This is a genomic window from Streptomyces sp. NPDC001480, assembly GCF_042894725.1.
Lineage (GTDB): Bacteria > Actinomycetota > Actinomycetes > Streptomycetales > Streptomycetaceae > Streptomyces.
In genome coordinates, this window is sequence record NZ_JBIAVX010000007.1 from 207,777 (window position 1) to 229,964 (window position 22,188).

The 22,188-nt window shown below is 71.8% G+C and carries 19 protein-coding genes; 8 read left to right on the plus strand and 11 right to left on the minus strand.

Features of this window, described 5'->3' with window-relative positions:
• Nucleotides 1–40: 40 nt before the first annotated feature.
• On the minus strand, nt 41–1,468 hold the full coding sequence (gene argH / locus ACFY01_RS19110) for an argininosuccinate lyase (protein ID WP_390736880.1): 1,428 nt from the start codon (nt 1,466–1,468) through the stop codon (nt 41–43).
• Between the two features lie 124 nt (nt 1,469–1,592).
• Nucleotides 1,593–2,786 carry an argininosuccinate synthase gene (locus ACFY01_RS19115; RefSeq protein ID WP_361440948.1) on the minus strand — a complete coding sequence of 398 codons (1,194 nt, stop codon included), beginning with the start codon at nt 2,784–2,786 and terminating at the stop codon, nt 1,593–1,595.
• A gap of 193 nt (nt 2,787–2,979) precedes the next feature.
• Between ACFY01_RS19115 and ACFY01_RS19120 the strand changes: the two genes are divergently transcribed.
• From ACFY01_RS19120 to ACFY01_RS19130, 3 genes are all read left to right on the plus strand, one after another.
• A complete protein-coding gene (locus ACFY01_RS19120; protein WP_390736881.1) occupies nt 2,980–3,882 on the plus strand; it encodes a hypothetical protein in 903 nt (300 codons plus the stop codon).
• Between the two features lie 129 nt (nt 3,883–4,011).
• On the plus strand, nt 4,012–4,599 hold the full coding sequence (locus tag ACFY01_RS19125) for a pyridoxamine 5'-phosphate oxidase family protein (RefSeq protein ID WP_390736882.1): 588 nt from the start codon (nt 4,012–4,014) through the stop codon (nt 4,597–4,599).
• Between the two features lie 3 nt (nt 4,600–4,602).
• Nucleotides 4,603–5,301 (plus strand): L,D-transpeptidase, encoded by a 699-nt coding sequence (locus tag ACFY01_RS19130; RefSeq protein WP_390736883.1) that lies wholly within the window; start codon nt 4,603–4,605, stop codon nt 5,299–5,301.
• A gap of 2 nt (nt 5,302–5,303) precedes the next feature.
• Here the strand turns inward: ACFY01_RS19130 and ACFY01_RS19135 are convergent, their stop codons facing one another.
• Both ACFY01_RS19135 and ACFY01_RS19140 read right to left on the minus strand, forming a co-directional pair.
• On the minus strand, nt 5,304–6,773 hold the full coding sequence (locus ACFY01_RS19135; protein WP_390736884.1) for a sensor histidine kinase: 1,470 nt from the start codon (nt 6,771–6,773) through the stop codon (nt 5,304–5,306).
• Complete coding sequence (locus tag ACFY01_RS19140; RefSeq protein ID WP_390736885.1) at nt 6,770–7,510, minus strand: response regulator transcription factor; 741 nt, start codon at nt 7,508–7,510, stop codon at nt 6,770–6,772. Before ACFY01_RS19140 ends, ACFY01_RS19135 begins: the two co-directional genes overlap by 4 nt.
• A gap of 150 nt (nt 7,511–7,660) precedes the next feature.
• On the opposite strand from ACFY01_RS19140, the gene ACFY01_RS19145 reads away from it, so the two are divergent.
• The 5 genes from ACFY01_RS19145 (at nt 7,661) to ACFY01_RS19165 (ending at nt 12,605) form a co-directional block, all read left to right on the plus strand.
• The gene (locus tag ACFY01_RS19145; RefSeq protein WP_390736886.1) at nt 7,661–9,013 is read left to right on the plus strand and encodes a ferric reductase-like transmembrane domain-containing protein; all 1,353 of its coding nucleotides are present in this window, start codon (nt 7,661–7,663) and stop codon (nt 9,011–9,013) included.
• Nucleotides 9,014–9,041: 28 nt separating this feature from the next.
• A complete protein-coding gene (locus tag ACFY01_RS19150; protein WP_390736887.1) occupies nt 9,042–9,536 on the plus strand; it encodes an FMN-binding protein in 495 nt (164 codons plus the stop codon).
• 61 nt (nt 9,537–9,597) lie between these two features.
• Entirely contained in the window at nt 9,598–10,980 is a 1,383-nt protein-coding gene (locus ACFY01_RS19155; RefSeq protein ID WP_390736888.1) for a ferric reductase-like transmembrane domain-containing protein, read from the plus strand.
• A 49-nt stretch (nt 10,981–11,029) separates the two neighbouring features.
• The gene (locus tag ACFY01_RS19160; protein WP_390736889.1) at nt 11,030–11,809 is read left to right on the plus strand and encodes an FMN-binding protein; all 780 of its coding nucleotides are present in this window, start codon (nt 11,030–11,032) and stop codon (nt 11,807–11,809) included.
• On the plus strand, nt 11,802–12,605 hold the full coding sequence (locus ACFY01_RS19165; protein ID WP_390736890.1) for an FAD:protein FMN transferase: 804 nt from the start codon (nt 11,802–11,804) through the stop codon (nt 12,603–12,605). Before ACFY01_RS19160 ends, ACFY01_RS19165 begins: the two co-directional genes overlap by 8 nt.
• Nucleotides 12,606–12,770: 165 nt before the next feature.
• Here ACFY01_RS19165 and ACFY01_RS19170 read toward each other — a convergent pair whose 3' ends face one another.
• The 7 genes from ACFY01_RS19170 to ACFY01_RS19200 form a co-directional block, all read right to left on the minus strand.
• On the minus strand, nt 12,771–13,310 hold the full coding sequence (locus ACFY01_RS19170; RefSeq protein WP_132853674.1) for an arginine repressor: 540 nt from the start codon (nt 13,308–13,310) through the stop codon (nt 12,771–12,773).
• Nucleotides 13,311–13,317: 7 nt separating this feature from the next.
• Nucleotides 13,318–14,514, minus strand: a complete 1,197-nt coding sequence (locus tag ACFY01_RS19175; protein ID WP_390736891.1) for an acetylornithine transaminase — start codon at nt 14,512–14,514, stop codon at nt 13,318–13,320.
• Nucleotides 14,511–15,419 carry an acetylglutamate kinase gene (argB, locus tag ACFY01_RS19180; protein WP_390736892.1) on the minus strand — a complete coding sequence of 303 codons (909 nt, stop codon included), beginning with the start codon at nt 15,417–15,419 and terminating at the stop codon, nt 14,511–14,513. Before argB ends, ACFY01_RS19175 begins: the two co-directional genes overlap by 4 nt.
• The gene (gene argJ, locus ACFY01_RS19185) at nt 15,416–16,567 is read right to left on the minus strand and encodes a bifunctional glutamate N-acetyltransferase/amino-acid acetyltransferase ArgJ (RefSeq protein ID WP_390736893.1); all 1,152 of its coding nucleotides are present in this window, start codon (nt 16,565–16,567) and stop codon (nt 15,416–15,418) included. Before argJ ends, argB begins: the two co-directional genes overlap by 4 nt.
• A complete protein-coding gene (gene argC, locus ACFY01_RS19190) occupies nt 16,564–17,592 on the minus strand; it encodes an N-acetyl-gamma-glutamyl-phosphate reductase (RefSeq protein ID WP_390736894.1) in 1,029 nt (342 codons plus the stop codon). Before argC ends, argJ begins: the two co-directional genes overlap by 4 nt.
• 76 nt (nt 17,593–17,668) lie before the next feature.
• Nucleotides 17,669–19,009 carry an MFS transporter gene (locus ACFY01_RS19195; RefSeq protein WP_390737102.1) on the minus strand — a complete coding sequence of 447 codons (1,341 nt, stop codon included), beginning with the start codon at nt 19,007–19,009 and terminating at the stop codon, nt 17,669–17,671.
• Between the two features lie 246 nt (nt 19,010–19,255).
• On the minus strand, nt 19,256–21,925 hold the full coding sequence (locus tag ACFY01_RS19200) for a YfhO family protein (RefSeq protein WP_390736895.1): 2,670 nt from the start codon (nt 21,923–21,925) through the stop codon (nt 19,256–19,258).
• Between the last annotated feature and the right edge of the window lie 263 nt (nt 21,926–22,188).

Consider the following 22,188-nt stretch of genomic DNA (forward strand, 5'->3'; position numbering starts at 1 on the left):
CGGCCTGCTGCTCTCGGCGCCCGCGGCTTGCCGGCGCCCGTTACTTCTTGGCGTCCGCCCACGCGTGCTGGGCCGACACGTCCGCCTTGACCTCGGCCAGCTGGACGGCGACCGCGCTGGGTGCCGTACCGCCACGGCCGTTGCGGGAGGCGAGGGCACCGGGGACATTGAGGACCGAGCGGACCTCGGGGGTGAGGTGCGCGCTGATCTTGGCGAACTGCTCGTCCGTCAGCTCGTCGAGCTCCTTGCCCTCGGCCTCGGCGACCTTCACGCACTCGCCGGCCACCTCGTGCGCGACACGGAACGGCACGCCCTGCTTGACCAGCCATTCCGCGATGTCGGTGGCGAGCGAGAAGCCGGCCGGGGCCAGCTCCTCCATGCGTTCGCGGTTGACGGTGAGCGTGGCGATCATGCCGGTGAACGCCGGGAGCAGTACCTCCAGCTGGTCGCAGGAGTCGAAGACCGGCTCCTTGTCCTCCTGGAGGTCGCGGTTGTAGGCGAGGGGCAGGGCCTTGAGGGTGGCCAGGAGTCCGGTGAGGTTGCCGATCAGCCGGCCGCTCTTGCCGCGCGCCAGCTCCGCGATGTCCGGGTTCTTCTTCTGCGGCATGATCGACGAGCCGGTGGAGAACGCGTCGTGCAGGGTCACGAAGGAGAACTCCTTCGTGTTCCAGATGATGATCTCCTCGGAGATCCGGGAGAGGTTGACGCCGATCATCGCCGTGATGAAGGCGAACTCGGCGACGAAGTCCCGGGAGGCCGTGCCGTCGATGGAGTTGCCGGCGCTGCCGTGCTCGAAGCCGAGGTCCTTGGCGACCGCCTCCGGGTCCAGGCCGAGGCTGCTGCCCGCCAGGGCGCCGGAGCCGTACGGCGACACCGCCGTCCGCTCGTCCCACTGGCGCAGCCGCTCGGCGTCCCGGGACAGGGACTGCACATGGGCCAGGACGTGGTGGGCGAAGAGCACCGGCTGGGCGTGCTGGAGGTGGGTGCGGCCGGGCATCGCCACGTCCGGGTGGGCCTCGGCGAGGCCGATCAGGGCGTCCTGGAGGTCGGCGATCAGGCCGCCGATGACGCGGGCGTGGTCGCGCAGGTACATCCGGAAGAGGGTCGCCACCTGGTCGTTCCGCGACCGGCCCGCGCGCAGCTTGCCGCCGAGGTCGGGGCCGAGGCGCTCCAGCAGGCCCCGCTCCAGGGCGGTGTGGACGTCCTCGTCGGCGATGGTGCCCGTGAAGTCGCCCGACGCCACGTCCGCCTCGAGCCGGTCGAGCCCGGCGAGCATCCGGGTCAGCTCGTCCTCGGTGAGCAGCCCCGCCTTGTGCAGCACGCGCGCGTGGGCGCGGGATCCGGCGATGTCGTAGGGCGCGAGCCGCCAGTCGAAGTGGACGGACGCGGACAGCTTCGCCAGGGCCTCGGCGGGGCCGTCGGCGAAACGGCCGCCCCAGAGCCGTACGTCACCGCTGTTGCTGCTCACTTGGGTTGCTCCTCGGAGGTGTGGATGTGCCACCGCCTCCCCACGACGTGAATGGGGAGGCGGTTGTCAGGCTAGTGCGTGCGAGGTGACCGCTGGCGTTACGCGAGGTCCCGCTCGGCCGGCGTTACGCCAGGTCCCGCTTGGCGGCGATCTTCGACGACAGGCTGTAGATGTCGATGAAGCCCTTGGCCGCGGCCTGGTCGAAGGTGTCGCCGGTGTCGTAGGTGGCGAGGTTGAAGTCGTACAGGGACGACTCGGAGCGCCGGCCGGTGACGACCGCGCGGCCGCCGTGCAGGGTCAGCCGGATGTCGCCGGAGACGTGCTGGTTGGCCTCGTTGATGAAGCCGTCGAGGGCGCGCTTGAGCGGGGAGAACCACTGGCCGTCGTAGACCAGTTCGCCCCAGCGCTGCTCGACCTGCCGCTTGTAGCGGGCGAGTTCGCGCTCGACGGTGACGTTCTCCAGCTCCTGGTGGGCGGTGATCAGGGCGATCGCGCCGGGAGCCTCGTAGACCTCGCGGGACTTGATGCCGACGAGGCGGTCCTCGACCATGTCGATCCGGCCGATGCCCTGGGCGCCGGCGCGCTCGTTGAGCTGCTGGATGGCCTGGAGGACGGTGACGGGCTTGCCGTCGATGGCGACCGGGACGCCCTCCTTGAAGGTGATGACCACCTCGTCGGCCTCGCGCGGGGTGGCGGGGTTGGAGGTGTACTCGTAGATGTCCTCGATCGGGGCGTTCCAGATGTCCTCCAGGAAACCCGTCTCGACCGCGCGCCCGAAGACGTTCTGGTCGATGGAGTAGGGGGACTTCTTGGTGGTGGCGATCGGGAGCTGCTTGTCCTCGCAGAAGGCGATCGCCTTGTCCCGGGTCATGGCGTAGTCGCGGACCGGGGCGATGCACTTGAGGTCGGGGGCGAGGGCGACGATGCCGGCCTCGAAGCGGACCTGGTCGTTGCCCTTGCCGGTGCAGCCGTGCGCGACCGTGGTGGCGCCGTGCTTCTTGGCGGCGGCGACGAGGTGCTTGACGATCGTCGGCCGGGAGAGGGCGGAGACCAGCGGATAGCGGTCCATGTAGAGGGCGTTGGCCTTGATCGCCGGGAGGCAGTACTCGTCGGCGAACTCGTCCTTGGCGTCGGCGACCTCGGCCTCGACGGCACCGCAGGCGAGCGCGCGCTTGCGGATGACGTCCAGGTCCTCGCCACCCTGGCCGACGTCGACCGCAACGGCGATGACCTCGGCGCCCGTCTCCTCGGCGATCCAGCCGATGGCGACGGAGGTGTCCAGACCGCCTGAGTAGGCGAGTACGACGCGCTCGGTCACGGGTTTCTCCTCACAGTGCATTCGCTGACATGCATGAGTATGCAGCACTCTGCATGATTCGTCAATCTCAGAAGATTCTGTTGGGCGCGTTGAACGGACGAAACCGCTTTCCCGTACTCAACTCCGAACGCTGGCGCCGCGTTTGTACACCCCGCGTTGGTACACCCACCTCTGACCCGAGTGAGGCATCCGCATGTCCAGGGCTCTTCCGAAGTACAACAAGCGTCGCGTGGCGATCATCGGCGGCGCTGCCGCCGTGGTGCTGTCCGGCGCGGTGATCGCCACCACCGCGCTCGCCGGGACGCCCGACAAGAGCAACGACGCCACGAACGCGCGCACCCTCGCCGCCGGCCCCGGCACCATCACCTGCCCGGACGTCGCCTCGAAGCTGCCCGCGATCCCGGCGTCCGCGAAGGCCGAGGTGGACCGCAACCTCACCCTGCTCCAGACGCAGATCGCCGAGGCCAACAAGCGGCTCCAGGACACGGTCGGCCAGGGCGGGCCGAACTTCGTGAACAACGCCATCCTCGGCCCGCTCAAGGACAAGCGCGTGTCCACCGTCAACCGCATCGCCACGGCGATCGGCCGCACCGCGGCCAAGCCGACCGGTCTCGACGCCCTCGCGCCGTGCACGCTGAACGCGGGCGGCGCCAACGCGAACGGCAACGCGAACGCGAACGCCAACGCGAACGCGAACGCCAACGCCAACGCGAACGGCAACAAGGGCGGTGCCCAGGCCAACAACGGCGCCAACGCCTCCCAGAAGGCGGGCGGCAACGCGGGCAACGCCGCCGCCGGCGCGGTGGGCACCATCACGTGCCCCGACGTGAAGTCGCAGCTCCCGGCGATCCCGGCGTCCGCGCAGGCCGAGGTGGACCGCAACCTCACCCTGCTCCAGACGCAGATCGACGAGGCCAACAAGCGGCTCCAGGACACGGTCGGCCAGGGCGGTCCCAACTTCGTGCAGAACGCGATCCTCGGCCCGCTGGCCGACAAGCGGAAGTCCACCGTCGACCGCATCGCCACGGCGATCGGCCGCACCGCGGCCAAGCCGGCCGGCCTCGACTCCCTGGCTGCCTGCACGCTCAACAAGTGACGTGACAGGCAGCCGTGGCCGCCCCGAGTGAGCGCCGGCCGGGGCGGCCACGGTCGTGCCGCGACCGAACGGCGACCGAAGGGCGAAATCCTTAGACAGTCGAAAGGAATCCGCCGATAATCATCGGTCATGGGAAAGACCTATGAGCGCATAGACGGCAGACTCCGTACGTTCATCGAGGAACAGCCCCTCTTCTTCACCGCGACCGCTCCCCTCTCCGGCGACGGCACGGTCAACCTCTCCCCCAAGGGCCTCAAGGGCTCCTTCGCGGTGCTCGACGAGCACACCGTGGCGTATCTCGACTTCGCCGGGTCCAACGCGGAGACCATCGCCCATCTGCGGGAGAACGGGCGGATCACCCTGATGTGGTGCGCCTTCCAGGGCCCGCCGAACATCGTGCGGGTGCACGGCCGGGGCGAGCCGGTCTTCCGCGACGCCCCCCGCTTCCGTGAACTGCTCGCCCACTTCCCCGACATCGACCCGATGCGGCACGGCCTGCGCGCGATCATCGTCGTGCACGCCGAGCTCGTCCGGGACACCTGCGGGTACGCGGTGCCCTTCATGGCCTACGAGACGGACCGCGACCTGCACGGAAAGCGCTTCGCGCGCGAGGACGACGCCTCGCTGAGCGAGTACTTCAGCAAGAAGGAGCACGTGGCAAGCAGCCTGGACGGCCTACCCGGGCTGCCGTTGCCGCTGCCCCCGTCTACCGTCTGAGCCATGCGCCCCGGTGTCGTCGCCCTCGCGTCCGCGTCCCTCCTCCTGCTCGGTGCCGCGCCCCGCGGCGACCCGGACCCGCTGCCCGCCCGGATGGCGGACACCGGCGGCGGCACCCAGCTGATCACGGCCCAGGCGCCGGACGCCGGCTCCACGACGGGCACGCTCGTCTGGTGGGACCTGCGGGACGGGCGGTGGGAACAGGCGGGTTCCGCACCGGCACGCTTCGGCGCGCGCGGACTCGTCGAGGGAGCCACCCGCACCCAGGGCACGAACACGACGCCCACCGGGCTCTACGACCTGCCGTTCGCCTTCGGCAACAAGGCCGCGCCGGACGGGACGAGGATGCCCTACCGCCCGGTCCACGCGGACTCCTGGTGGTGCCAGGACAACGACTCCAGCGCCTACAACCGCTGGACCGAGCCCCTGCCCGCCGACTGCCGGGCCACCGAGTCCGAGCACCTCGTCGACTACGGGACGCAGTACGCGCACGCGCTCGTCATCGGCTTCAACTACGAGCACCCCGAGCGGGGCCGCGGCGCCGGCATCTTCCTGCACGTCGACGGCGCCGGGGCGACGGCCGGTTGTGTGTCGGTGCCTCAGGACGCCATGCGGCGGATCCTGACGTGGGTGGATCCGGCCCGCGGGCCGCACATCGCCACGGGCACGGAGAGCGGGGAGCTGGCCCTCACCCGGTACTGACGTCACCCGGCGGCAGGCAACCGCACCGTGAACGTCGTGCTCCCGGGCCGGCTCTCCAGCCCCACCGCGCCCCCGTGCGCCTCCACCACCGCCGCCACGATCGCCAGTCCCAGCCCCGCTCCGCCGCCCGAGGCGTCCGTGCGGCGGCGGTGTTCGGCCCGGGTGAAGCGTTCGAAGACGCCGGGCCGCACTTCCTCCGGGACACCGGGGCCGTCGTCGTGGACCTCCAGGCGGGCCTCCGCGCCGTCGGTCTCCAGGGACACCGACACCTTGGTGCCGGCGGGGGTGTGCAGCCGGGCGTTGGCCAGCAGGTTGGCCAGCACCTGCTGGAGGCGGTGGGCATCGCCGGTCACGGTCACCGGCTCCTCGGGGAGCTCCATGGTCCAACGGTGGCCCGGGCCGGCCGCCCGGGCGTCGGTGACGGCGTCGAGGACGAGGTGGGTGAGGTCGACGGGGCGGCGTTCCAGCGGGCGGCCGGCGTCCAGGCGGGCGAGCAGGAGCAGGTCGTCGACCATCTCGCCCATGCGGGAGGACTCGGCGGCGATGCGCACCAGGGCCCGCTCGACCTCCGCCGGCACCGGCCCGGGGTGCAGCAGGGCCAGCTCCGCGTGGCCGCGCACCGAGGCCACCGGAGTACGCAGCTCGTGGCTGGCGTCGGCCGCGAAACTCCGCAACCGCTCCTCGCTGGCGTGCCGTTTGGTCAGGGCGTCCTCGACATGCCCCAGCATGCGGTCGAAGGCCGCCGCCACCCGGCCCACCTCGCTGCGCGGGTCGGACGCGGGGGCGCGCGGCGGCAGGGTGACCTCCCCGCTGGCGAGCGGGAGTTCGCTGACCCGGGCGGCGGTCGCGGCGACCCGGCTCAGCGGCCTGAGCGACCAGCGCACCCAGAGCGCGCCGGCCACGCCGGTGATGGCCAGGGCTGCGCCGAAGACGATCCCGGCGACCAGTTCCAGCCGGTGCACGGTGGCCTGCACGGGCTCCAGGGGCAGGCCGGTGATCAGGACGTCGCCGTCGATGCCCTGGGTCGCGTGGACCCGGTAGTCGTCCAGCGGCGCGAGTTCGACGCTGTGGGCTCTGCCGTCGGTGTCGACCGCCGCGAGTTGCTTCCTGTCCCTGTCGGTCAGCCTGCCCATCACGTTCTCGATGCCGCCGGTACGGACGACGGCCGCGTTGGTGACCCTCCCGTCCACCAGACGCGCGCCGAAGGTGCCCGTCGCCTGCCTGCGGTCGTCGCCGTGCTCGTTGTCGCCATCGTGATCGTTCGGCAGCTTGCCGCCGTGCTCCAGGCTCTGCGGGAACCGGGTGCCGACCTGTTCGAGCTGTTCGTCGAGGCGCTGGGTGAGGAAGCCGTTCAGCTCCACCACCGCGGCGAGCCCGACCGCCGCGCAGCTGACCGCCAGCAGCACCACCAGACCGACGGTGAGCCGGGCCCGCAGGGTTCGGGGACGGGGCAGGCGGCGCGGGTACCTCACTTGATCACCGGCTTGAGCACATAGCCCGCGCCACGCACCGTGTGGATCATGGGCTCGCGGCCCGCGTCCACCTTCTTGCGCAGGTAGGAGATGTACAGCTCGACCACGTGGGCCCGGCCGCCGAAGTCGTACGACCACACCCGGTCGAGGATCTGCGCCTTGCTGAGCACCCGGCGCGGGTTGCGCATCAGGAAACGCAGCAGCTCGAACTCGGTCGGGGACAGCTCGATCAGCTCGCCGCCCCGGGTCACCTCGTGGGACTCCTCGTCCATGACCAGGTCGCCCACGATCAGCCGCGGTCCCTCGTCCAGCTGCCGGGCCATGCCGGCACGGCGCAGCAGGCCGCGCACCCGGGCGACGACCTCCTCCAGGCTGAACGGCTTGGTGACGTAGTCGTCGCCGCCCGCCGTGATGCCCGCGATGCGGTCCTCCACGGCGTCCCGGGCGGTGAGGAAGAGCACACAGACGTCGGGCTTCACCCGGTGCAGGCTGCGCAGCACGGCGAAGCCGTCGGTGTCCGGGAGCATCACGTCGAGGACGACGGCGTCGGGCAGCAGCTCGCGCGCGGCGGCGAGCGCCGATGCGCCGTCCCCGGCCGCGCGCACCTCCCAGCCCTCGTAGCGCAGGGCGCCGGTGAGCACCTCGGCGAGGTCGGGGTCGTCGTCGACGACGAGGACGCGCAGCGGAGTGCCGTCGGGTCGGGTGAGGGCCGGGCGGCCGGAACGGGTCGTGTTCATCGCCATTCCAGCATCACCCCTGCCCAGGGTGCCCGGTGTCCGCCGAAGCTCTGAGTTTCCTCTGAGTGGGCTGGGAGCGGGCCCGCTCAGAGCCGGCTCAGAGGTCCGGGGCGCACAGTTGCGTACCGAACGGCAGAAAGGACCCCCCTCATGACCACCGTGTACGAGCGGCGGACGGCACCGCCCGTGCTGCCCGCTCCCCGCAGCTCCCCCGCGGGCCCGCTGCTCGCCCTGCTCTGGGCGGGGGCGGCGGCCGTGCTGGTCCTGTGGTGGACGGACACCGGCTCGGTGGTCGGCACCGAGGGGTGGCTGACCGGGGCCGGGCGGATCGCCGGGCTGCTGTGCGGGTACTCCTGCGCGGTGCTGGTCGGGCTGATGGCCCGGGTGCCGCTGCTGGAGCGGCGGATCGGCTCGGACCGGGTGGCCCACTGGCACGCGATGGCGGGCCGGTACACGGTCTGCCTGCTCGTCGCGCACGTCGTGCTGATCCTGGCCGGGTACGCCGCCCAGGACCGCGCCTCGCTCGTGCACGAGACGCTCACCGTGGTCCTGGACTATCCGGACATGCTGAAGGCGACGGCCGGCACGGTGATCCTGTTCGCGGTCGGCGTCACCTCCGCGCGGGCCGTGCGCCGCCGGACCAGCTACGAGTTCTGGTACTACGTGCACCTGCTCACCTATGCCGCCGTCTTCCTGGCCTTCTTCCACCAGCTGTCGCTGGGGAACGACTTCAACGGCAAGCCGGTGTCCACGGCCGCCTGGTACGTCCTGTACCTGGGCGTGGCCGCGCTGGTGGTCTGGTACCGGGTCCTCGCGCCGGTACGGCTGAACCGGCGGCACCGGCTGCGGGTGGAGTCGGTGCACAAGGAGGCGCCGGGCGTGTACTCGGTCGTCGTACGGGGGCGGCGGCTGGACGAACTGGGCGCGCGGCCGGGGCAGTTCTTCCGGTGGCGGTTCCTCGGCGAGGGCATGGGCTGGGCGTCGACGCCGTACTCGCTGTCCGCGCCGCCCCGCCCGGACCTGATGCGGATCACGGTCAAGGCGCTGGGCGACCACAGCGCGGCCGTCCCCCTGCTGCGTCCGGGCACCAGGGTGTGGGCGGAGGGCCCCTACGGCTCGCTGACCGCCGACCGGGCCACCACCCACCGGTCGCTGCTCATCGCGGGCGGCGTCGGCATCACCCCGCTGCGTGCGCTGTTCGAGACGCTGCCCGGCGACGTCACCCTCCTGTACCGGGCCCGTACGGCCGAGGACCTCGCCCTGGGCGGCGAGCTGGAGCAGATCGCGAACTGGCGCGGGGCGAAGGTGCTGTACGCGCTCAACGGGCCGCGGGGCGAGCGCCCGAGGTTCACGGCCGCGGCGCTGGCCGCGACGGTCCCCGGGCTGACCGAGCACGACGTCTACATCTGCGGACCGCACGGCTTCGCCCAGGAGCTGTACCGGGAGCTGCGCGCCGCCGGGGTGCCGGACCGCCGCATCCACCACGAGTCGTTCGAACTGTGAGCGCCAAAAGAGCTGTGAGGCAGTAGAAGTGCACGCGTTGAAGAAGAACCGCCCCCTGCGCCGCATCGTGCTGGCCAGTGCCGCCACCGTCTCCGGGATGGTGCTGCTGCTGTCGCTGAAGCCGCACGAGAGCCCCGGCCTCACCGTGAACGCGTCGTCCCCGGCGCCGTCGAGCAGCGCGAGCGCGGCACCCGGCGGGTCCGGCGGATCGAGCTCGGGCGGGTCCGGTGGATCGGGCTCCGCCGGCACCAAGTCCGCCACCGGCGACACGATCCAGACCCGTTGGGGCCCCGTCCAGGTGCGGATCACCGTGAAGGACGGCAAGCTCAGCGATGTGACCGCGGTCACCTACCCGACGGAGAACCCGCGCGACCAGGAGATCAACAGCTACGCCATCCCCCAGCTGCGGCGCGAGGCGCTGGCCGCGCAGAGCGCCGACATCGACACCGTCTCGGGAGCCACGTACACCAGTGACGGTTACCGCCAGTCACTCCAGTCCGCACTGGACTCGGCGGGTTTCTGAACAATCCCGTGTCATGGCACGTATCTGTGGGCGCCAAGGGTCAAGTCCCCACGGAGGAACCGTGACCACCACGATCGCAGGCGGACGTGCCGCCCGCCGCCAGACGATGCGCCGCATCCGTCCGCGCCGCTCCCCGGCCGTCCCGCTGTTGCTCGCCGTCTGGGCGGGCGCGGCGGGCGTGCTGTGGCTGTGGTGGCACAACACGCCGTCCATCGCCGACGACAACAGCAAGATCCTCAACGCCGGCCGCATCACCGGCATGCTCGCCGGGTACCTGATGGCCCTGGTGGTGCTTCAGATGGCCCGGGTGCCCGCGCTGGAGCGCCGGGTGGGGTCCGACCGGGTGGCCCGCTGGCACGCCATGAGCGGCCGCTACACGCTCTGCCTCGTCTTCGCCCACGTCTTCCTGATCATGTGGGGCTACGCGCTCCAGGCGGGCAAGTCGCTCGGCGACATCGTCCAGCAGACCATCGACTCCATCAACCAGCTGCCGGACATGGGCAAGGCCGCCATCGGCACGGGCCTGTTCCTGGTCATCGGGCTGACCTCGATCGGCGTGGTCCGCCGCAGGCTGCCGTACGACGGCTGGTACCACGTGCACCTGCTCACGTACGCGGCGGTGTACCTGACGTTCTGGCACCAGATCACCACCGGCAACGACTTCGCCGTCGAGCCCACCGCGAAGACCTTCTGGTACGGCCTGTACGGCACGGTCACCGCGCTGGTGATCTGGTACCGGATCCTCGTCCCGATCCGGCTGAACCTCCGTCACCGCATGCGGGTGCAGGCGGTCATCGAGGAGACGCCGGGCATCGTGTCGGTGCTGATCAGCGGGCGGAAGCTGCACCGGATGGGTGCCGAGGCCGGACAGTTCTTCCGGTGGCGGTTCCTGGCGCCGGGCATGCGGTTCAGCTCCCACCCGTACTCGCTGTCCGCGCCGCCCCGCCCGGACATGCTGCGGATCACCGTGAAGGCGATCGGCGACCACACCGCCCGGCTGCGCGAGCTGACGCCCGGCACCCGGGTGTGGGCCGAGGGCCCGTACGGCGCGATGACCGCCCAGCGCCGCAGCCGCGGCAAGGTGCTGCTGGTCGCGGGCGGGGTCGGCATCACGCCGATGCGCACGCTGTTCGAGACGCTGCCGGGCGGCGCCGGGGACATCACGCTCCTCTACCGCGCCAACACCACCCAGGACCTGGCCCTGTGGGACGAGCTGGCCGCCATCGCCCAGGAACGCGGCGCCCGGCTGATGTACGCGGTCAACAGCCCCGAGGGCGAGCGGCCGGACATCTCCGCGGAGAACCTCCAGCGGAAGATCCCGGACGTCGAGAACCACGACGTCTTCATGTGCGGCCCGCCCGGGTTCGCGCAGGGAGTGTACGAAGCACTGCGCGGCGCGGGGGTTCCCGCCCGCCGCATCCATCACGAGTCGTTCGAGATGTGAGCGACGGGAATCGTCGGGAAACCCACGGGAAATCAGGAGCTCAGGAACGATGAGGAAGAGCCACCCCATTCGGCGCGTCGTGCTCGCCACCGCCGCCACCGTGTCCGGCGTCGTGCTGCTGCTGTCGCTGAAGCCGGCCTCGGACCCGGCCTCCGCGTCGGCGGCCGGCGCGGCGCCGCAGCAGACCGCGGCGGGGCAGGAGTCCCCGCAGGGCGGGGCGGCGGCCGCCGGGACCGGCGCCGTCACGGGTGACGTGGTCCAGACCCAGTACGGCCCGGTGCAGGTGCGCCTCACCGTCGCGAACGGCAAGGTGACCAAGGCGGAGGCGGTGCAGGCGCCCAAGGGCGGCACCAGCGACCAGAAGACCGCGCTGTCCGTGCCCAAGCTCAACCAGGAGGCCGTGGCGGCCGGGAACGCCGACATCGACTCCGTGTCCGGGGCCACGTACACCAGCACCGGGTACAAGAAGTCGCTCCAGTCGGCGCTGGACAAGGTGAAGGCGTCCTCCTCGCAGAGCGGCGGCGGGTCGTCGTCGTCCGGCGGTGCGGCCCAGGCCAGCCGTGTGCTCACCGGCAAGGTCGCCCAGACCCAGTACGGGCCGGTCCAGGTCCGGATCACCGTCGCGAACGGCAAGATCACCAAGGCGGAGGCGGTGCAGGCGCCCAAGGGCGGCACCAGCGACCAGAAGACCGCGCTGTCCGTGCCCAAGCTCAACCAGGAGGCCGTGGCGGCCGGGAACGCCGACATCGACTCCGTGTCCGGGGCCACGTACACCAGCACCGGCTACAAACAGTCCCTCCAGTCCGCGCTGGACCAGGCCGGTGGCTGACACGGTGGCGGAATCACCGGAAGCTCCCGCCGCGGTGCGTCACGCGGAGGAGGTCATGGGGACGGTCTTCTCCTTCGACGTCCGCGGCGGGGAACCGCACGCCGTGCGCGCGGCCCTCGACGAGGCGGTCGCCGGGCTGCACCGGGTCGACGAGGTGTTCAGCACCTACCGCGAGGACAGCCAGGTGTCACGGCTGGCGCGGGGCGAGGTGACCGTGGCCGACTGCGACCCCGAGGTCGCCGAGGTGCTCGAACTGGGCGCCGTGGCGGAGCGGGAGAGCGGCGGCTGGTTCAGCATGACGTACGGGGGTCGGCTGGACCCGACCGGGATCGTCAAGGGCTGGGCCGCGGAGCGCTGCGCGCGGCGGATCGCCGAGGCGGCCGGGGTGACCGGCGTCAGCGTCAACGGCGGCGGAGACGTCCAGATGCTCGGCGCGCCCGAGCCGCACCGGCCCTGGCGGGTCGGGGTGTCGGACCCGCTGCGGCCCGGTGGTCTGGCGGCGGTGATCTCCTCCACCGGGGTGGAGGAGCTGGCCGTGGCCACGTCCGGTACGGCCGAGCGGGGCGCGCACATCGTCGACCCGCGTACCGGGAAGTCAGCGGTCACCGACCTGGTCGCGGTGACCGTGGTCGGGCGCCGGCTGACCTGGGCCGACTCCTGGGCCACCGCCGCGTTCGCGATGGGGTCGCGGGAGGGGCTGGCCTGGCTGGAGTCGCTGCCGGGGGTGGAGGCCTTACTCATCACGGCGGGCGACGAGGTGCGGTGCACCGGGGGGTTGGCGGCGCGGCTGGGCTGAGCGGGATTCCCAGCCGGCCGGGGGTTTCACTCGCCCGTCAGCGGCACGACTGCCCGCAGCCAGGCCGACCCAGGGGCGCGGGGCTGTGCCGATGTGCGGCTCCGCCGCGTGGGCGCGACCAGCCCCCACGCACCCGCAGTCGGCAAACCTAGGCCACCACCCCTCTCAGTGGCCGTTCTGAGCCAGCCTCAGCAGATGATCGGCCAGGGCTTGCCCACCCGTCGCCTCCCGGCTGATCAGCAGCAGCGTGTCGTCGCCCGCGATCGTCCCGAGGATGTCGTGCAGCTCGGCCTGGTCGATCGCCGAGGCGAGGAACTGGGCCGCGCCGGGCGGGGTGCGCAGGACCACCAGATTCGCCGAAGCCTCCGCGGAGATCAGCAGTTCCTGCGACAGGCGCCGCATCCGCTCCTCCTTCGCCGACCCCCCGAGCGGAGCGCGAGGCGTGCGGAAGCCACCCTCGCTCGGCACCGCGTAGATCAGGTCACCGTCGGTGTTGCGGATCTTCACCGCGTTCAGCTCGTCGAGGTCCCGGGAGAGCGTCGCCTGGGTGACGCTCAGCCCGTCGTCGGCGAGCAGCTTCGCCAGCTGGCTCTGCGAGCGCACCGGCTGCCGGTTGAGGATGTCCACGATCCGGCGGTGGCGGGCGGTTCGGGTCTGCGGCACGGCAGGCCCCCCGGGCTGCTCGTGGTCCTGCGCCTGACTCATCGTCGCCTCATTCTCCGGCTCGTCCGTCCCCGTCACCTGCGTCGAGGATGCCGGGCAGTGCCCGGAGAAGGGCGTCCGCCTCGTCGTCGCCGAGGTTCAGCGGCGGCATCAGCCGGACGACGTCGGGGGCGGGCGCGTTCACCAGGAATCCGGCCTCCTGAGCCGCCTGCTGCACCTGGGGCGCGAGCGGCTCGGTGAGCACGATACCCAGGAGCAGGCCCGCACCCCGGACATGGTCGATCAATGAGTGGCCCAGCGCCTCGATTCCATCACGCAACTTCTCGCTCTGCCGCTTGACGTTCTGGAGCAGCCCCTCGTTCGCGATGGTGTCGAGGACGGCGAGTCCGGCGGCGCAGGCGACCGGGTTGCCCCCGAAGGTCGTCCCGTGCTGGCCCGGCTGGAGCAGGTCGGCGGCGCGGCCGAAGGCGACGGTGGCGCCGAGCGGCAGTCCGCCGCCGAGCCCCTTGGCGAGGGTCACGACGTCCGGCAGGACGCCCTCGTGGGCCTGGTACTCGAACCAGTTGCCGGTGCGGCCGACACCGGTCTGCACCTCGTCGAGGACCAGCAGCGACCCGGTGGCCGCGGTGATCGCGCGGGCCGCCTTCAGGTACCCGGCGGGCGGGACGACCACCCCGTTCTCGCCCTGGATCGGCTCGATGACGACGAGCGCCGTCTCCTCGGTGACCGCGGCGGCCAGCGCCTGCGCGTCGCCGTACGGCACATGGGTGACGTCGCCGGGCAGCGGCAGGAACGGCTCCTGCTTGCCGGGCTGGCCGGTGAGCGCGAGCGCGCCCATGGTCCGGCCGTGGAAGCCGCCCTGGGTGGCGACCATGTGGGTCCGCCCGGTCAGCCGGCCGATCTTGAAGGCGCCCTCGTTGGCCTCGGCGCCGGAGTTGCAGAAGAAGACCTTGCCGTCCCGGCCGAAAAGCTGGAGCAGCCGCTCGGCGAGGGAGACGGGCGGCTCGGCGACGAAAAGGTTGGAGACGTGGCCGAGGGAGGCGATCTGCTCGCTCACGGCCTTGACGACGGCGGGGTGGGCGTGGCCGAGCGCGTTGACCGCGATACCGCCGACGAAGTCGACGTACTCCTTGCCGTCGGCGTCCCACAGCTTCGCGCCCGCACCGCGCACGAGGGGCAGTCGCGGCGTGCCGTAGTTGTTCATGAGCGCGCCCTGCCACCGTGCGGTCAGTTCCTCGTTGCTCATGACTCCCCCTCGTGCTCGTCGGGCACGACCATCGTGCCGATGCCCTCGTCGGTGAAGATCTCCAGCAGGATCGAGTGCTGGACCCGGCCGTCGATGACGCGCGCGGTCTGCACCCCGCCCCGCACGGCGTGCAGGCAGCCCTCCATCTTCGGCACCATGCCGGAGGACAACTCCGGCAGCAGCTTCTCCAGTTGGGAAGCGGTGAGGCGGCTGATCACCTCGTCGCTGTGCGGCCAGTCCTCGTAGAGGCCCTCGACGTCCGTGAGGACCATGAGGGTTTCGGCGCCCAGTGCCGCAGCGAGAGCCGCAGCCGCCGTATCAGCATTGACGTTGTAGACATGTCCGTCGTCCTGGGATCGGGCGATCGAGGAGACGACCGGGATGCGGCCGTCGGCGAGCAGCGCCTCGATGGCGCCCGTGTCGATCTCGGTGATCTCGCCCACCCGCCCGATGTCGACCAACTCCCCGTCGATCTCGGGCTGGTGCCTGGTGGCGGTGATGGTGTGCGCGTCCTCGCCGGTGAGGCCGACGGCGAGCGGCCCGTGCTGGTTGAGCAGCCCGACCAGTTCGCGCTGGACCTGTCCGGCGAGCACCATGCGTACGACGTCCATGGCGTCCTCGGTGGTGACGCGCAGGCCGGCCTTGAACTCGCTGACGATGCCGTGCTTGTCGAGGGCGGCGCTGATCTGCGGGCCGCCGCCGTGCACGACGACGGGCCTGAGGCCGGCGTGGTGCAGGAAGACGACGTCCTGGGCGAACGCGGCCTTCAGCTCCTCGTCGATCATGGCGTTGCCGCCGAACTTGATGACGACGGTCCTGCCGTTGTGCCGGACCAGCCAGGGCAGTGCCTCGATGAGGATCTGGGCCTTGGGCAGAGCGGTGTGTTTCCTGGTCACGTTGCTCATGAGGAATACGCGCTGTTCTCGTGGACGTAGTCGGCAGTGAGGTCGTTGGTCCAGATGGTGGCGGCCTGGGAGCCGGCGGCGAGGTCGGCGACGATGTGCACCTCGCGGTAGCGCATGTCGACGAGGTCGCGGTCCTCCCCGACTCCGCCGTTCTTGCAGACCCAGACGCCGTTGATGGCGACGTTCAGCTGGTCGGGTTCGAAGGCGGCGGACGTGGTGCCGATCGCGGACAGGACGCGACCCCAGTTGGGGTCCTCGCCGTGGATGGCGCACTTGAGGAGGTTGTTGCGGGCGATGGAGCGGCCCACCTCCACCGCGTCGTCCTCGGTCGCGGCGTTGACCACCTCGACCTTGATGTCCTTGCTGGCACCCTCGGCGTCCCGGATCAGCTGCTGGCCGAGATCGTCGCAGACCTGTCGTACCGCCTCCGCGAACTCCTCGTACTCCGGGGTGATTCCGGAGGCGCCGGAGGCGAGCAGCAGCACGGTGTCGTTGGTGGACATGCAGCCGTCGGAGTCGACGCGGTCGAAGGTGACCTTGGTGGCGGCCCGCAGGGCCTGGTCCAGGCCGGCGTCGTCCAGGTCGGCGTCGGTGGTGAGGACGACCAGCATGGTGGCGAGGCCGGGGGCGAGCATGCCCGCGCCCTTGGCCATGCCGCCGACGGTCCAGCCGTCCTTGGTCACGACCGACGTCTTGTGGACGGTGTCGGTGGTCTTGATGGCGATGGCGGCCTTCTCACCGCCGTGCTCGGAGAGCTGCGCGGCGGCCTTCTCCACGCCCGGCAGCAGCTTGTCCATGGGCAGGAGGACACCGATGAGCCCGGTGGAGCAGACGGCGACCTCGATGGCGCCCCTTCCCAGTACCTCGGCGGCCTTCTCGGCGGTGGCGTGGGTGTCCTGGAAGCCCTTCGGCCCCGTACAGGCGTTGGCGCCACCGGAGTTGAGGACGACCACCGACACCTGTCCGGCCTTGAGTACCTGCTCGGACCAGAGCACCGGTGCCGCCTTGACGCGGTTGGAGGTGAAGACGCCCGCGGCGGCGCGGCGTGGCCCGGTGTTGACCACGAGGGCCAGGTCCGGGTTGCCGTTCTCCTTGATCCCGGCGGCGATGCCCGCTGCCGTGAATCCCTTGGCTGCCGTGACACTCACGGTGCGACTCCGATCGTGGAAAGCCCGGTGGTCTCGTGGAACCCCAGGGCGAGGTTCATGCTCTGCACGGCACCGCCCGCGGTGCCCTTGGTCAGGTTGTCGATGGCGCTGATCGCGATGATGCGCCCGGCGGCCTCGTCGTACGCGACCTGCACCTGAACGGCGTTGGAACCGTAGACGGACGCGGTGGCGGGCCACTGTCCCTCGGGCAGGAGGTGGACGAACGACTCGTCGGCGAAGGCCTTCTCGTACGCGGCACGCAGGGACTCGGCGGTCACGCCGGGGACCGCCTTCGCACTGCACGTGGCGAGGATCCCGCGGGGCATCGGCGCGAGCGTGGGCGTGAAGGAGACGGTGACCCGCTCCCCCGCCGCCGCGCTGAGGTTCTGGATCATCTCCGGGGTGTGCCGGTGGCCGCCGCCGACGCCGTACGGCGACATGGAGCCCATCACCTCGCTGCCCAGCAGGTGCGGCTTGGGCGCCTTGCCCGCGCCCGAGGTGCCGGAGGCGGCGACGATCACGGCCTCGGTCTCGGCGAGGTGGGCGGCGTAGGCCGGGAAGAGCGCGAGGGAGACGGCCGTCGGGTAGCAACCGGGTACCGCGATGCGCTTGGACCCCTCCAGCGCGGCGCGGGCACCCGGCAGTTCGGGGAGGCCGTAGGGCCAGGTTCCGGCGTGCGGGGAGCCGTAGAACCGCTCCCAGTCGGCCGGGTCCTTCAGCCGGAAGTCGGCGCCCATGTCGACCACGAGCACCTCGGGTCCGAGCTGCTCGGCGACAGCGGCGGACTGCCCGTGCGGGAGGGCGAGGAAGACGACGTCGTGCCCGGCGAGGGCCTCGGGGGTGGTCTCGGTCAGCACCCGGTCGGCCAGCGGCAGCAGGTGCGGCTGGAGCGCGCCGAGCCGCTGCCCGGCGTTGGAGTTGCCGGTCAGGGCACCGATCTCGACCTCGGGGTGCGCGAGGAGCAGCCGCAGGACCTCTCCGCCCGCGTACCCGCTCGCTCCGGCCACCGCCGCACGTACCGCCATGTCACCCTCCTCTGGATGGCATGACTATACGTTTCGCTGCACGTTTATGCAATGCGGGGGTTCGTGCGATGCGGGTTCACGCGCTGCGGGCCTCGGCCGGCACGCACCGCCAGGCGAGGGCGGCGGCCGTCAGATAGGCGAGGGCCCCGATGATCATGCTGGTGCGCAGTCCGGCCCCGTAGTCGGTGCTGGTGGCGAGCAGGCTGCCGCCGAGGGCCACGCCCATGGCGCTGCCGATCTGGCGGGTGGTGTTGAACAGGGCGGAGGCGGCCCCCGCGTACGCCGGGGGCGCGGCGCCCATCACGGTGGCGGTGGAACCGGTGAGCGCGAAGGACGTACCGAAGCCGGTGGCCATCATCGGGAGCACCAGCAGCGGATATGCGGGATCCAGGCCCGCCGCGGCCCAGCCGGCCAGCCCGAGGGCACCCAGGAGCATGCCGGAGACCACCAGCGGACGGTCACCGGTGCGGCGGGTCAGCCGCCCGGACAGGACGGAGGCGAACGTGGTCATCGCCACCGCCGGGAACAGCGCCAGCCCGGTCTTCAGGGCGCTGAAACCGCGCTGGTGCTGGAAGTCCAGGCTGGCGGTGAAGACCATGCCGTAGAAGCCGAAGTTGAACAGCAGGCCGATGGCGGCCCCGCCGCTCATCGTGCGTGAGCGCAGCAGACGCAGGGGCAGGGCGGGAAACCGGGCGAGCCGCTCGCGCAGCGCGAACGCGGCGACGGCCAGGACGGCCAGGCCCAGCCCGGCGAGAACGGCGGGGTCGGACCAGCCGCGCCGCCCGGCCTCGTTCAGCGCGGCGGTCAGCAGGGCCACGGCCGCCACCACGGCGCACTGGGCCGGCCAGTCCAGGGCCCGGTCGGGGTGCCGCGGCGAGGGAGCGACGTGCCGCGAGGTCAGCACCAGGCAGGCCACGCCGACCGGCAGGTTGATGAGGAACACCCACCGCCAGCCCACCGTGGACACCAGCAGCCCGCCCAGCAGCGGCCCGGCGGAGGCCGCGATGCCCGCCATCGACCCCCACAGGCCGAAGGCGCGCGAGCGGGCCGCCGGCGCCGGATAGGCCTCCTGGAGCAGGGCGAGGGAGCCGGGGACGATCAGCGCCGCGCCGAGCCCCTCGACCAGACGGGCCCCGACGAGGAAGGGGGCGCTCGGCGCGAACGCGCACGCGGCCGAGGCCACCGTGAACACCACCACGCCCGAGCAGAAGACCCGCCGGTTGCCCAGCCGGTCACCCAGCGCGCCTCCGGTCATCAGGAACCCGGCGAAGACCAGGGTGTACCCGTCCGTGATCCACTGGATGCCGGTGAGCGAGGCCGACAGGTCCCGGCCCACCGCGGGCACGGCGACGTTGATGACCGTGACGTCCAGGATGACCATGAAGTAACCGGCACACACGGCGAGCAGCGGCGCCACGGAGCGCCGCGCGGCCACCGGGTCCGGCTCCGGGGACCCCGGTTCAGGACCACCGGCCGATTCCGCGCAAGACACCTCGCCAACCCCGTCCTGTCCGCGGAACCCGTGAGCAGTCAGCATGCTAATCGGGATGAACCGGCGAATCTATGACATCTTCCCCCGGTGTTCACCGTCCGCCACGTCGATCCAGCTGATCGCCACCACCCGGTCCGGCGCCACCGCCGCGGCATCGGCAGCCGGAAGGCGTCAGCGGGCGTCGGCCATCGGCGCACGCGGTCGGGCGGGCGTGGGTGTCGGCAACGGCGGTTTTGTGGCACGCCGCCGGCCGCGGATGGCGCTGAGGACGGCGAGCAGGACCAGGGTGAGGAGCGAGGCGGCCCCGACGGCCGTTCCAAGGCGCAGGCCGGGCGGGTGGAATGTGCAGGTGAGGCTCGTCGAGGAGCCGTCGAGGGGGACGCCGATCAGGCCGTAGTAGTTCCTGGCCGGTACGGCGGCGGCGTCGCCCAGGGCGCAGCGCCAGCCGGCTGTCCGGGGGACCGCGACGACCGCGGTGCCCGTGCTGCCCGCGGGGAGTTCGGCCCGCACGGTGCCGTCGGAGACGCGCACCCGGGTGGCGCCGGTGGTCGAGAGCCGTGCGACGGCGTCGTGCAGCCGGGCGGTGTCCAGGCAGCCGACCGCGCCGTCGGGTATGCGGCCGGCCCGCTCGGGTGCCAGGTCGACGCGGAGGCGTCCGGAGGACGGGACCCTGCCGAGCGGCTGCATGGCGGCGATCCTGGCGCCGGAGGGCTCGGACCTGAACCGCGCGGCCGGCCGTCCGGCGAAGTCACCGGCCAGCCGGGCGGTGCCCGAGTAGCGCGGTGCCCACAGGTACACCTCGCTGCCGGCCGGGCACCGGGCCGTGATCGTCGGCTTCCGTGCGGTCCCGGGGGCCGGGGCACCGACGAGCAGTCCGGGATGCCCGGCGTCGCCGCCGTGCGGGGGCTCGCCGGCGGCGGTCCGCACCGTGAGGCGGGGCACGGTGTAGACGCGGGTGCCGAGCAGTAGTTCCTGGTTGCGGTACGGCGACGGCCCGAAGGCGGACACACCTGTGTGCCGGTGTGCGGCGGTGCCGGACGGTCGCACCGTGACCAGGGGAGGTACGTCCCGTCGGGACACGGTCAGCCGGCTGCCGTCCTGGGGCGGCCACTTGTGGTGCGGGTCCGGCGGAGAGTGCACCCGCGCGCCGATGGAGAAGATCACGTCCGTGACGGCGTTGTCCAGGCTCTGCGGGCTACGGCCGCCCGAGGTCCAGCCGGCTCCGAGGGCGGTGAGCGTGCGGAAGAGGACGTCGGAGGTGTGGCTGCTGTAGTACTGGGCGCCCTGGCCGCCCAGCAGCAACGGGTCGTTGCCGACGGTCTGTTCCCGGCCCGGGTCCGTGCGGTAGCGGGGCCAGCCGTCGGCCCTGGTGACCGCCTCCGACTGCTGCCGCTGCCGCTTCCCCCAAGGGGCGTAGTGGTCCATGCTCGCGTACCGCTGCCGGGTGGTCGCGGCGGAGTTGGCGGTGGCCTCCCCGAACTGTGCCCCGACGAGCAGCGCGACGGTGAGCCCGGTCAGCACGGTGCGGCGCGTGCCGCCGGCGAGCCACCCGCCGTGCGTGCCGGCGAGCAGGGCCAGCCCGCCCAGCGCGCCCACGGCGGCGAGCAGGAGCACCGGCCAGGCGTACGGGCGTACCAGATGGCTCCGGCTCGCGACGGCCACGACCAGCAGAAGCAGGGCGCTCGCGGTGAGCAGCGCGCGCCGGTCCGGCGGGCCGTAGGAGAGCGAGTGCCACGCGGCGATCACCAGCAGCGCGCACAGGACGAAGGCCTGGCGGTACGGACTGCCCTGCGGTGCGGTGAAGGCGTGCCAGGCGAGGTGGGTCGGGTTCCACTGCATCGACAGCGTCACCGCGACCACCAGCACCGTCCACCCGGTGCGCACGGCCGGGGGCACCGCCCGGTGGAACGGCAGGGCCAGGGCGAGCAGCAGTGCCGTGGTGCCCACGTACACGGCGGGCGTGCCGAAGCTGTAGGTCGTCGGCAGCAGGCGGGCCGCCAGGTCCTCCCCCGTCGCCGGTACGAACTCCTGGAACCTGCCCGGGGAGGCGTGCTTGGAGCCGAAGTACACCACCGTCACCAGCGGTGCGGCCAGGCCCACGCCGAGGGCGAAGGTGAGGCCGGCGCGGCCCGCCACCGCGAGCGCCCGCCGACGGGGCAGTCCGGCGAGCAACAGCCGGAGCAGCAGCACCAGCACGGCGCCGACGGTGGCCATGTAGGCGGTGTAGAAGTTGGCGATCCAGGCGGCCGCGACGACCAGCACCCCGAGCAGCGGCCGCCGTCCGGTCAGCGTCCATTCGCCGGCCAGGCACAGCAGCGGCAGGGCGATGAGTCCGTCGAGCCACATCGGGTTGTACGAGGCGGCCGCCACGCTCCAGCCGCACAGGGCGTAGGAGGCGCCGAGCAGTCCCGCGGCCCACCAGCGGCCCGGGCGCAGCGTGAGCAACAGAAAGGCCATGGCGGCGGCCGCGCAGCCGGTCTTCAGCACGGTGATCACGTACACCGCGAGGTCGATCCGGTCGCGCGGGAACACCGCCACCAGCGGGGCGAACGGGCTGCTGAGGTAGGTGCCGAAGTCGGGCAGGAAACCGGAGCCGAAGCCCGACTGCCAGTTGACGAGGAGCCCGCCGTCGGCGCGTCCGTGCAGCAGGTCCCACAGGTGCGCGTGGAAGGGCACGTACTGGTTGCCCAGGTCGTTGACGCTCCGGGTCCGGGGGCCGAACGGGTAGCTTCGGGCGATGATGTCGCCGGCACATATCGCGGTGACGGTGAGGGCCGCCGCGAGCAGGGAGGCGGCCTTCCGGACACTGCCGGCGCCCCCGGGCAGGATGATGCGTCGCATTCTCGGAAACCCCCCCAGAATTCGTTGATCCGCCCCCTCAGACGGGCCGAATTCGCGAATGGTTGTGTCATCACCGAAAAGTGGTCAGAGGAATTCCGAATATGTCGACGAAGACCCAGGGAAGGGCTTTTCGAAGGGTTTCCGACCTTCAGGTGAATAAAAGCCGTCCGGCAAATGATGAGGGGGTTAATGCCTCGGCCGGTGCCGTCGGCGGCGCCGCTTGACCTGGAGTGCGCTCCAGGTTCTACCGTTCGAGCGGGTCG